General features: G+C 64.4%; 6 protein-coding genes. 3 read left to right on the top strand and 3 right to left on the bottom strand.

Annotated features, from left to right (window positions below):
* Positions 1-16: 16 nt before the first annotated feature.
* Positions 17-1,036: an alpha/beta fold hydrolase gene (locus ABMD26_RS17710; RefSeq protein WP_354310976.1), complete on the bottom strand. Its 1,020-nt coding sequence runs from the start codon at positions 1,034-1,036 to the stop codon at positions 17-19.
* Positions 1,037-1,127: 91 nt separating this feature from the next.
* Complete coding sequence (gene metE / locus ABMD26_RS17705; protein WP_354310974.1) at positions 1,128-3,437, bottom strand: 5-methyltetrahydropteroyltriglutamate--homocysteine S-methyltransferase; 2,310 nt, start codon at positions 3,435-3,437, stop codon at positions 1,128-1,130.
* A gap of 106 nt (positions 3,438-3,543) precedes the next feature.
* Between metE and metR the strand changes: the two genes are divergently transcribed.
* Positions 3,544-4,461 carry a transcriptional regulator MetR gene (metR, locus tag ABMD26_RS17700; RefSeq protein ID WP_049862367.1) on the top strand — a complete coding sequence of 306 codons (918 nt, stop codon included), beginning with the start codon at positions 3,544-3,546 and terminating at the stop codon, positions 4,459-4,461.
* A 112-nt stretch (positions 4,462-4,573) separates the two neighbouring features.
* Positions 4,574-9,895 (top strand): dermonecrotic toxin domain-containing protein, encoded by a 5,322-nt coding sequence (locus ABMD26_RS17695; protein ID WP_354310972.1) that lies wholly within the window; start codon positions 4,574-4,576, stop codon positions 9,893-9,895.
* A gap of 76 nt (positions 9,896-9,971) precedes the next feature.
* Here ABMD26_RS17695 and mgtE read toward each other — a convergent pair whose 3' ends face one another.
* Complete coding sequence (gene mgtE, locus ABMD26_RS17690) at positions 9,972-11,420, bottom strand: magnesium transporter (protein WP_049862149.1); 1,449 nt, start codon at positions 11,418-11,420, stop codon at positions 9,972-9,974.
* 504 nt (positions 11,421-11,924) lie between these two features.
* On the opposite strand from mgtE, the gene ABMD26_RS17685 reads away from it, so the two are divergent.
* The gene (locus ABMD26_RS17685; protein WP_134723352.1) at positions 11,925-12,134 is read left to right on the top strand and encodes a hypothetical protein; all 210 of its coding nucleotides are present in this window, start codon (positions 11,925-11,927) and stop codon (positions 12,132-12,134) included.
* Positions 12,135-12,151: the final 17 nt, after the last annotated feature.

Genomic DNA, 12,151 nt, shown 5'->3' with positions numbered 1-12,151 from the left:
GACACCCCACAACCCACTACAACCCCGCCAACACTCCCTCCCGCTGCCGCTGCTGCGCCAGGTACGGCAACACCGCCCCCAACAGCGGCGCCTTGAAGGCCTCCTGGAAGCGATGCGCCAACCCCGGTATCAGCCGCAACTGGCTGCCCTTGATATGCGCCGCCAGATGCACCCCATGCATCACCGGCAGCAGCGGATCGGCCGTGCCATGCACCACCAGCGTCGGCACCCGCAGGCGGTTGAGCAAGGCCACCCGGCTGGGCTCGGCCAGAATCGCCATGATCTGTCGCTGCACCCCCAGTGGATTGAACGCACGGTCGTATGACACCTGCGCCTGATGCAGCAGCTCGGCGCGATCATCGGCGATCTGCGGGCTGCCCAACGCTGCCAGCAAGTCAGCCTGCTGCTGCAGCGCCAACTCCCGGCTCGGCGCGCTGCGCTTGGCCAGCAGCTGAAGCAAGGCCGGACGCGGCTCCGGCAGGCCCGGCGCGCCCGAACTCGACATGATCAGGGTCAGGCTCTGCACCCGCTGCGGCGCACGATCGGCCAGGTGCTGGGCGATCATCCCGCCCATGCTCGCGCCCAGCACGTGGAAGCGTTGCACCTGCAGCGCATCCATCAATTCCAGTGCGTCATCGGCCATGTCGGTCAGGCTGTACGGCGCCGACACCGCCAGGCCCAGCTTGTAGCGCAGCACCTCGAAGGCCAGGTTGGCCGACGGCGGCGGCTGCGACCAGGTCGACAGGCCGACATCGCGATTGTCGTAGCGAATCACCCGAAAGCCCTGCTCACACAGGGCGCTGACCACTTCATCGGGCCAGTCGATCAGTTGCCCACCCAGCCCCATCACCAGCAACAGCGCTGGGTCCTGAACGCGACCGATACTTTGATAGGCCAGGCTGACCTGAGCCAGTGGAGCGTGTTGAAGCGGAACATCGACATCGCAGCGTGCAGCTGCAAAAACCCACTGACCGCACAGCAGCGCGGTCAGAAACACCCATAGACGCATGACTTGCACCAGAACGCAGAACCCCATTGAGGCGCGAGTCTGATGACTTTTCGTACATCGCGCTGCCACACTTCTGTGACCGTTTGATGAACTCCGCTGTACGGTCTGTGGTTCGCGCTCAGGCCAGCCGTTGCCGGGCCTGGCGCGCGGCCGCCACCATGTTGACCAGCGCCGCTTCGGTTTCGGGCCAGGCACGGGTCTTCAGCCCGCAATCGGGGTTGACCCACAACCGTTCGGCCGGGATACGCGCTGCGGCCAAGGTCAGCAAGCGCAGCATCTGTTCGGTGTCCGGGACGCGCGGCGAATGAATGTCGTACACCCCCGGGCCGATGTCATTGGGGTACTCGAACGCTTCGAAGGCCTGCAACAACTCCATGTCCGAGCGCGAGGTCTCGATGGTGATGACATCCGCGTCCATGGCGGCGATGGCCTCGATCACGTCGTTGAATTCGCTGTAGCACATGTGCGTGTGAATCTGCGTCGCATCGGCCACGCCACTGGCGCACAGCCTGAATACCTGCACGGCCCATTCGAGGTAGGCCGGCCACTGTGCCCGACGCAGCGGCAGCCCCTCGCGAAACGCCGCCTCGTCGATCTGGATGATGCGGATCCCGGCGCGTTCCAGGTCCTGCACTTCGTCGCGAACCGCCAGGGCCAACTGCCGTGCCTGGACTTCCCGCGGCAGGTCTTCGCGGGCGAACGACCACATCAGCAGGGTCACCGGACCGGTCAGCATGCCCTTGACCCACTTGCCGGTCTGTCGCTGGGCATAGGTGATCCAGTCCACGGTCATGGCGCGCTCGCGGCTGATGTCGCCGTAGATGACCGCCGGTTTGACGCAGCGCGAACCATAGCTTTGTACCCAGCCGAAGCGGGTGATCAGGTAGCCATCCAACTGCTCGGCGAAGTACTCGACCATGTCGTTGCGCTCGGCCTCGCCATGCACCAGCACATCCAGGCCCAGACGCTCCTGAACCTGGATCGCATGGCGAATCTCGACGTGCATCGCGTCGGTGTAGTCGTTGGCCGAGAGCTTGCCGGACTTGTACGCCTGGCGAGCCAGACGAATCGATGCGGTTTGCGGAAAGGAACCAATAGTGGTGGTAGGAAACGTCGGCAAGCGCAGGTGCGCCCGCTGTACGTCGATGCGCGTGGCGAAGGCCGACGAACGTTGCGTATCGGCAGGCGTCACCGCTGCGAGACGCGCTTGCACGGCCGGCTTGTGAATGCGCGGTGAGTGCTCGCGACTGACCCTTACCGCCTGGCTCTGAGCAAGCGCCTGCTTTACCTGGAGTGCTTCGGGTGTGTTCAGGGCCTGCACGAGCACGGCGATCTCCTCGCACTTCTGCACGGCGAAGGCCAGCCAGCTCTTGAGTTCGGCATCGAGTCGATCCTCGCGGCGCACATCGACCGGGCTGTGCAGCAACGAGCAGGAACTGGCCACCCACAGATTGGCGCCGAAACGCTCGCGGGCCTGCTGCAGGTGCGCAAGCGCCGCCTCCAGGTCGCAGCGCCAGACGTTGCGGCCGTTGACCACCCCGACCGAGAGGACCTTGTAGGTGGGCAGGCGATCGAGCACCGCCGGCAGCTGCTCGGGCGCGCGCACCAGGTCGACGTGCAGGCCATCTACCGGCAGGCCCGCAGCCAGGCCGAGGTTGTCGTCCAGGCTGGCGAAGTAGGTCGCCAGCAGCTTCTTCAGCGGTGAGTATTGGAGAATGTGGTAGGCGCGCTCGAACGCATTCTTCCAGTCCTGGGGCAAATCCAGGCCCAGGATCGGTTCGTCGATCTGCACCCACTCCACCCCCTGCCGGGCCAGGCGCGAAAGGATCTCACCGTACACCGGCAACAGGCGTTCGAGCAGGTCGAGCTTGTCGAAGGCCGAGCCCTTGGCCTTGCCCAGCCACAGGTACGTGAGCGGCCCGATCAGCACGGGCTTGACCTTGTATCCGAGCGCGACGGCCTCGTCGACCTCTTCGAACAACTGCTCCCAACTGAGCACGAAGCGCTGGTCGGCACTGAATTCAGGCACCAGGTAGTGGTAGTTGGTATCGAACCACTTGGTCAGCTCCAAAGCATGCTGGGTCTCGCCCGCTGCACCGCCGCAACAGCTTCCGGCACCACGCGCCATGGCGAACAACGTGTCGAGCGTGGGCCTGCCATCGGCGCCCAGGGCATCGGCGAAACGGCTGGGCACCACGCCGAAGGCAGCCGAGTGGGCCAGCATCTGGTCATACCAGGCGAAGTCCCCCACCGGCAGCAATTCGATGCCGGCCTGCGCTTGCAACTGCCAGTGGCGGGCACGCAGCTCGCGGCCGGTCTGACGAAGGGCTGCCTGATCGAGATCGCCTTTCCAATACGCTTCGAGCGCCTTTTTCAGTTCGCGGTCGGCGCCGATGCGAGGAAATCCGAGGGTGTGGGCCAGTGCCATGAGTGCAGCTCCTTGTAAATGATGGCGCCATTGTCGACAACCACACCAACATGAGACAAACTCAATCTTTTCGTGTTGATCACAAGTTCTACTCATGGAGACCAAGGTGCTCGAAATCCGTCACCTGAAAACCCTGCACGCCCTGCGCGAGGCCGACAGCCTGGTGGAAGCTGCGGAGCGCCTGCACCTGACCCAGTCGGCGCTGTCCCACCAGTTCAAGGAACTGGAGGAGCGCCTGGGCATGCAACTGTTCGTGCGCAAGACCAAACCGATTCGCTTCACCAGCGCCGGGCTGCGCCTGCTGCAGCTGGCCGACGCCACACTGCCGTTATTGCGCGGCGCCGAGCGTGACATCGCTCGTCTGGCCGGCGGCACCGCAGGCCGGCTGCACATGGCCATCGAATGTCACAGCTGCTTCCAATGGCTGATGCCGACCATCGACCAATTCCGCGATGCCTGGCCGGAAGTGGAACTGGACCTGGCCTCCGGCTTCGCTTTCGCGCCCTTGCCGGCCCTCGCCCGCGGCGACCTGGACCTGGTGGTGACCTCTGATCCACTGGAGCTACCAGGCATTACCTATGTACCGCTGTTCACCTACGAAGCCATGCTGGCGGTGGCCAACCAGCACGCACTGGCGAGCAAACCCTTCATCGTGCCCGAAGACCTGGCCAGCGAAACCCTGATCACCTACCCGGTGGAGCGCGACCGCCTGGACATCTTCACGCGCTTCCTGGAGCCGGCCGACATCGAGCCGGCGCAGGTGCGCACCTCCGAACTGACGGTGATGATGATGCAACTGGTGGCCAGCGGTCGCGGCGTCTGTGGCATGCCTCACTGGGCGCTGCACGAATACAGTTCGCGCGGCTATGTGAAGGCCAAACGCCTGGGCGACAAGGGCCTGTTCGCGACGCTGTATGCAGCGGTGCGCACCGACATGCTCGACGCGCCCTACATGCGTGACTTCCTGCTGACTGCCAAGGACACCTCGTTCTCGACCCTGGACGGCGTCAGCGCGGTACGCTGAGTCCGGCAGACCAGGCACTATCTAAGTAGCGCCCTGGCGCCTCGCTCACGGTTCGTAATGGCGAGCGCGATGACCCTGCCGGTCATCGCCTCGACATCAGGAAACCGTCTACATGAACGATGCCCCTACCCCCTTCGTTGCCCGTGCGCTGACCTACCGTACCTATCCGATGCGCCACGACAACCTGTTGCAGGAGGGCTCCCTGCTCTGGGAACGCGCCCGCACTCGCCTGCAGACACTGCTTGCGCACGCGCCGCGCGCGAGCGACGCCCTCCCGGCGCAGCAGCCACCGCTGGACGATCAGGCGCTGGAGGATCGACGCAGGCAACACTGGATCGACTATTGGAACGGCCGTGCACCCGATTCGGCGGTCTCGCGTCGAGCGGTGGCCGAACAAGCCTTCCTCGACCACCTGCAGGCGGCTGCGCAGCTCGCCTACTATCACGGTCAACTGAACCACACCCAGCTCCTGCCGCTGTTGACCCTGCTCGAAGGCGGTAGCGAAACACACTCGCGACAGATCTATGTGGAAACCGTCGCCTTGCAGACGGCCGACGGCACCCGCTTGAAAACTGCCGGAGCCCTGCTGCTGACCCTGGACAGCGATGCGCCTGTCGCGCAGTTGCTCTACCTGCCCTCACACGATCCCGCATTGCTGGCCTTTGCCGATCGCCAGGCATTGCAGACCTACCTGCTGCAGAATCGTTCTCAGGTCTGGCCCCACGCAACCCTGCCCGCCGATGCCGCCGTGAAGCTCAGCTACCAACCCGCGCAGCTTTCCAGCGCCTGCAAGCAATGGTTGAGCCACAGCCGCACGCGCTATCTGGAAGCGGCGCGCACCTTGCCGCGTTCCTACGATGAGGATCCGTCTGCAGAAAAAACCGACGCTGCAAGCCTGCCCGCAACCGCACTGCCGTTCGCCAACCTGACCGCCTTCGACCCCCCCGAGCCGCCGCACAGTGTCGACAACTTCACCACGTTCGGCAGCCTCAGCCCTGACATTCCGCAGAACCATCGCTGGGCCGAGCTCAAACGCCAGTATCAGGCAATGCTGAAGCTGCTCGGGGACGAGCTGCCAGCCGGCTCCGACAGCCCAGGTTGGGTGCGCCTCAAGGGCCTTCTCGCCGCCCTGACCGCCGCCCAGCAGCGCGCGGCCCAGGCAGCGGCCGGGCTGCTGGGCGCCGAACGGCTGGAAGATCTCTACCGCCTGCGCTATTTGCCCAACGCGCATTATTCGTCCCTGTACCAGGCGCGCCTGGAAGGCTTGCGCGCCGAAGTGGCCGTGCAACAGGCGCTGGGGCTGCTGACCCCGCCCCAAGTGCAATTGATGCACGGCCTGCTCGCTCACCCGCAAGCAAGCACGCGCGGCACCGAGAGCGGCCTCGCTTGCGCGCTGGCACTGTCCGTCGCCAGTCTGAGCGGTACCACCACCACGACCCTGACTCAGGAACTGCCCGGCGTGGTGGCGTTCATGCCCACGCAAACACCGGCGAGTGACGGCTCCGTGCTGGTGTATTGGCCAGGCGTCGGCGGCGGCCTGGAGCCGTTCGAATCCGTGGCCCACCTCAAGCGCACACTGTTGCGCCTGAGTGCAGGTACCCACGATGTCACCCTGCACCTGTCCCCGGTGGCCGGCGACTTCTTCGACTATGGCCTGCAGAATCAACTGTCCGCGTGCGAGCAACAGGCCAGTGAGCTCATCGCGCGTCTGCCGGCCGCCACTCATGCGCCGGAGCGCCTGGAAGCCCTGCAGCAACTGACTGCATCCACCTACGAGCAATTGCTGGTACCTGCCCACGCCGCGCGCGACCGTGCCTATGTGCAACTGGCCCAGGAAGGTTTCAGCGAGCGCCTGGAAGGTGAACTGCCCGGTTGGTTGAAAACCCTTGCACCTGAGGACCGTGGGCGCCTGAAGGCTTTGCTCAGCGACTACGTGCGCGCGGTGCGTGCAACCAATCGGCAACTGGAACGGGATCTGCCGGACCTCGATCGCTACGCCCATGCGCTGCTGCAGCAGCGACTGCGCACCGACTTCGAGCTGACCGACGACGTGGAAGTGGTGATCGACATCCCCGACCGGGTCATCCATCGCAAACAACCCGTGTCCGGTTCCGGCGCGCCTGGCACGCCGCAGCAGACCGTCGCCAGCGCGGGCCCGGAACGCACGCCATGGCCCCTCGTCCGGCTGGCGCAGCACAACATCGACGACGACGTGCTGCAACGTCTGGGCTTCATGCAGGTCAAGGTCAGCGGCGCCGATGCCGAGCAGCGCGCTCGGGTCGTGGCCGGCATCGATCTCGACTACCTGCGTCGAACGGTGCGCGACCTGGATCTGGCGCAGGCATGCGAAGACAAGATCCGCCAGGCGTTCCTGGGTCGCGCCGGACAGTCTGCCTATGCCCAGGCCCATCAGCGCGAATGCCTGCTCGAACCCATGCGGCTGATGCTGCACATGCAAAGCGACTATGCCCGTCATCGGGGCTGGATCAGCACCCGTGGCCACGCCCTGGCCGTGCTCGCCATCGACGCCAGCGCAGCATCGGCCTGGCGCGCTGGCGGGCAAGACGTGCAGTTACTGCCCGCGCGGCTCACGGTCGGCGGCAGCGATACCGATGATCGACCCACCACGCTGTCCGGGCTGACCTTCATTCACGATCGCAGCGGCGGCCCAACCCTGCTGTACCTGCCCGACGCTCCCGACCATCGCTGCCTGCGCGAATACCCAAGCCTTGAAGCCGCACGCCTGGGGCTGTTCAACCTGAGCTTCGACAGCACGATGGCCGACTACCTGGCCGATCGGGCCATTGCCGGCAGCGCCGCCAGCCACAAGGCGCGAATCGATCAGGCAGGGTTGCGCAACTTCGACGCGTTGATTGGCGTCGGCCACCCTTGGCCAGCCACCACCTCGCTGGCCAGTCATCTGCTCGACGCGCACATGGGTCGGCTCATCGAAGCCCAGCGCCGGCGAGGGCGCAGCAATGATGCCCTGTACCTGCAGCAAGCGGCCCTGGCCCACGGCAACGTATTCAACTACCTGAAAATGGCCCTCGGCGTCCTGCCCTTCGTCGGCACCGCAGTGGCTTTGCTCGATGCCTGGACGGCCGCCAACGCCGCAGTCGGTGCGTGGCGTGCTGGCCATGTGAGCGAAGGGTTGGACCAGCTGGAAGCCATGCTCGGTGCCCTGATCGATGCGGCCATCGATATCGTCCCAGGCGCCGTTTCGCTCCCCGCCGGCGGCCGCTTGCGGGCTCGCGCAAGACAGTGGTCGATGCTGGCCAGGCGCGCAGGCGGCCCCCGCGCGGTGCAGTCAGCCTCGGCAGGCAGACCCGACCCTTTCATCGGTTATGGCTATACCTTGCCGCTGGACCTGAGTGACCTGCAACCGGCCACCCAGGGTCTGTACCGTGGTATCTACCGCCATGCCGACGGCGATTTCATTCTGCGCGACGGCCAACCCTACCGCGTCACGCTTCACGCCAGCCCGCAGACCTGGCGCCTGCACGGCACGGCCGGCAAGACCTATGCGCAGCCCATTGCACTGGATCCCAGCGGGCGCTGGCAGACCCATGGCGCGCTCTACGGCACGTTGATCAAGGAGGGGCTGGCGGGCGGCGGTGGCGTGCTGGGCTATCTCGGCCATCGCGCCGCCGATGGCTTGCAGCCGCTCTGGCCTGCCGCTGTCCGCGAACGACTGCCGCGCTGGCTGGTGGATCGCCAGTACCGCCGTCACTTCGAACTCTCCGGTAGCATCGAGCACCAGAACAGACAGCTGCACACGCAGTTGGAACGCCATGAACCGCTGATCATGACGCAAGCCGCCGACCCGCAGCGGCGCGCCAGTGCCGAAGCGGCGTGTGCCAGCGACATCCAGCGCGCCGAAACGCTCTACATGCTGTTGCAGGAACACGAAGGCCTGGTCTCCCGTGACTTCCTCAAGCGCAACAAGCAATTCCAGAGCGAGGTCGCCTATATCGTCGCAGGACGCAAGATCAACCATGCCAACCTGGCCCGACGCACGATCAACGAGCTGATCGAAGCGCTCGACCAGGTCCGTACCCCGGGGGAGCTGTTCGATCTACCCGTGGCGAAAATGCTCGAACAACGCCGCATGCGCCTGGCCATGGACCAACAGTTCGAACTCATGAGGCAGCGCCTGCAGCAGGCCGAGACCTGGACCGGCCGGGTGACCCAGCGTAGCGACCGCGCCCAGCTGCGCGAAGTGCTGGACGCCTTGACAGACGCGGACCTGGAAATCGGCCGCGCCTCCAACCTGACGCAATTGGCGCACAGAACTGCGGACGTCAGCGATGTATCGCAGATGTATCACCTGCTCGATACCCGGCCCTTGAGAAACCGCTTCCATAACGGTCTGGAGAGCCATTATCAGCTGCTCGAGACCGCAGCCGACCTGCGCGAGCGACAGAACGTGCTTCGCAGCTCGCGGCAGATCTACGTCGATTATCGCAACCAGATGAACATCTGGCGGCGCAATCGGCCGGATCGCTTCGACCTGGAAGCGTTCGAGCGGATGATGCAGTCTCTGGATCGTCTGATCGACCATGCCGACCGGATGATGCCGCAACTGGGCAGCATCGCCCGGCGGCCCAAACGACCCGGCCCTTCGAGCCGCAGGGTGTTCGAAACCCACGAGCATGATTTCTTCATCGGCAACCAAGGCCGCGGGGCGGACGGAGAACGGATCTTCACCCTCACCGGCGCTGGCGGCAGACAGGAAACCTACCGACGGGTGGGCAACCAGTGGCGCCTGCAGGACGATGCACCGGGCACCACGTTGCCGGGCCCTGCGCAGCCCCTGAGTGAACTGCTCGCCGAAGGCCGGAAATGGCTGGATGCCAGCGATGCCCACGAACGACGAGTGGCCCGCTACGCCGTCCCAGGCGAAGCACCGGCCAATCTCGAAGACTTGATGGTCAACCAGGGCAGGCAACTGGAGTTGCGTGCCTTGGCCATCGAGCAGCGCCAGCCTGAGCATGAACTGGCACAGCGCCTGCGCACGCGGGCCAGGGAGCTGCGGGCCAAGGGTCGGGCCTTGCGCATCCAGCAGGCGATGAGCAGCCAGACGCCCACCGAGGGATACCTGGACTATCTACTCGAACAACGCCAGGTGGATATCGCCAAAGTGGGAAATCGCACCCCCATCGGCACCGGACGGGCCGAACCCGATTTTCTTCAGGAGTACGTCATCCGTGACCTCACCGCCGAGCCACCCGTCCCGCTGTGGTACGCACACTTTCACTACCGTCGGGAGCGGGCGAGGTTCGAGCAGTTCGAAAAAGCCCACATCAAGCGGCCGGATCAACGCATGCAGGGCTTGCGCTGGCAGCAGGAGCAGGGTGACGAAGCGCAACGCATCTGGCGCGGGCCCATCGGCAAGCCGCTGGCGATGAAACACTTCGAGGGGGTGCAGGCGTAGAGTAAAGGGCACGCAAGCACGTGCCCTACCCCATCGCTGGATGCCGATCCGGCGGTCCGGCGATGGGGTCGCGGGCCTACATCAGGAACAGGGTGGCCAGGCCAAGGAAGATGAAGAATCCACCGCTGTCGGTGACGGCGGTGATCATCACACTGGCGCCCATCGCCGGGTCGCGACCGAACCTGGCCAGGGCCATGGGAATCGACACGCCCATGAACGCGGCGAGCAGCAGGTTCAAGGTCATCGCGGCAGTCATCACCACGCCCAGCGACCAGCTGCCGTACAGCAGATACGCCACGACCCCGATCACACCGCCCCAGACCACGCCGTTGACCAGCGCGACGCCCAGTTCCTTGCGCATCAGGCGCTTGGTATTGCCGTTGCCAGGGCTGACCTGGTCCAACGCCATGGCGCGCACGATCATGGTGATGGTCTGGTTGCCGGAGTTGCCGCCGATACCGGCCACGATCGGCATGAGCGCCGCCAGAGCCACCAATTTTTCGATCGAGCCTTCGAACAGGCCGATCACCCGCGAAGCCATGAACGCCGTGATCAGGTTAATCGCCAGCCATGACCAGCGGTTGCGCAGCGAACGCCATACCGAGGCGAAGATGTCTTCTTCCTCGCGCAGACCGGCCGTGCGCAGCGCTTCGCTTTCGCTTTCTTCACGAATCAGGTCGACCATGACGTCGATGGTCAGACGCCCGATCAGCTTGCCGTGCTTGTCCACCACGGGCGCGGAAATCAGGTCGTAGCGCTCGAACGCCTGCGCCGCTTCGTAGCCATCTTCGTCCGGATGGAAGCTGACGGTATCACTGGCCATCACCGCCGCCACTTGTTTTTCCGGGTCGTTGACCAGCAGGCGCTTGATCGGCAGCACGCCCTTGAGAATGCCGTCGGAGTCGACCACGAACAATTTGTCGGTGTGGCCAGGCAGCTCCTTGAGACGGCGCAGATAACGCAGCACCACTTCCAGGCTGACGTCTTCGCGGATGGTGACCATCTCGAAGTCCATCAGCGCACCGACCTGGTCGTCCTCGTAGCTCAGGGCCGAACGCACGCGCTCGCGCTGCTGGGCATCCAGGGTTTCCATGAGCTCGTGAACCACGTCGCGCGGCAGTTCGGAGGCCAGGTCGGCGAGTTCGTCGGCGTCCATTTCCTTGGCCGCAGCGAGGATCTCGAAATCGTCCATGTCCGCAAGCAAGGTTTCGCGTACCGAGTCCGATACTTCGAGCAGGATGTCGCCGTCGCGCTCGGCCTTGACCAACTGCCAGACCGTCAGGCGCTCTTCCAGGGGCAAGGCTTCGAGGATGTAGGCGACGTCGGCGGAGTGAAGATCGTCGAGCTTGCGTTGCAACTCGACCAGGTTCTGCCGGTGAACAAGATTTTCGACCAGATCGTTGTGCTGGCCTTCCTGGCGATGAGCCAGGCTTTCGACGATACGCTGGCGCTGCAACAGGTCGATGACCTGGGCCAGACGATCCTGCAGGCTTTCTTGCGTTTTTTTTGCTTCTACTTCAGACATAGGCGAACTCCACTCCCAGCAGTGGGCCCGCCGGGAGAATCAATCGGTCGATTCTTGATGTGTATACAGCTTTAGCGAGTAACTACTGGGTAAGTCCATGGAGGTTTTCCAAAGCCCCGGCGGGGCTGACGGGCGCAATCATACACAAGTTGTACGGATTCATAGCGAAAAAAACAGGGTGAAACAACTGCTTGCGTGCAACGCTCGCAAATCATGCCTCAACGGGGGTGGGACGACGCATTCGGTAAACAAAGCACAAAGCGTGCGTCGCCAGGGCTGACTAGTCTGCAAGCCAACACGATCCACAACCCAGGACGGACACCGGTGTACAGATCCTTCTCCACGCTTGTGCTGCTGGCTTCGCTGGCGCACCCGGCCGACGCCGACGTAGTGCAACGCTGCCAAGGCCCGCAGGGGCACATTACCTTCACCCACTCGAACTGCCCCGAAACCCAGCCCTGGGTGCGTCAGCGAGCGCTGAACCCGGCATCCGGAAGAAAGCCCATGGCGCGCAAGGCGGCGCCCCGTCGGCTGCCGGTCACGATCGTCGAGGACGGCACACGTACACGGTTGGCAGCGCCACCCACGCCGCCCGTCAAGGCACCGAAAAAAGCCAGTCGCATGAAGAAAAAGAGAAGACCCAAGTACCTGGCTGAGGAGCAGACGCCGTCTTCCAGAACACTCAAAACGCAGAAAGCAAAAAGCCCGCAATAAATGCGGGCTTTTCACTT

This window comes from Pseudomonas sp. PvP001 (genome assembly GCF_040546375.1).
GTDB lineage: Bacteria > Pseudomonadota > Gammaproteobacteria > Pseudomonadales > Pseudomonadaceae > Aquipseudomonas > Aquipseudomonas coleopterorum.
Note: the sequence above shows the minus strand (reverse complement) of the source record. Positions and strands in the feature narration are given on the sequence as shown.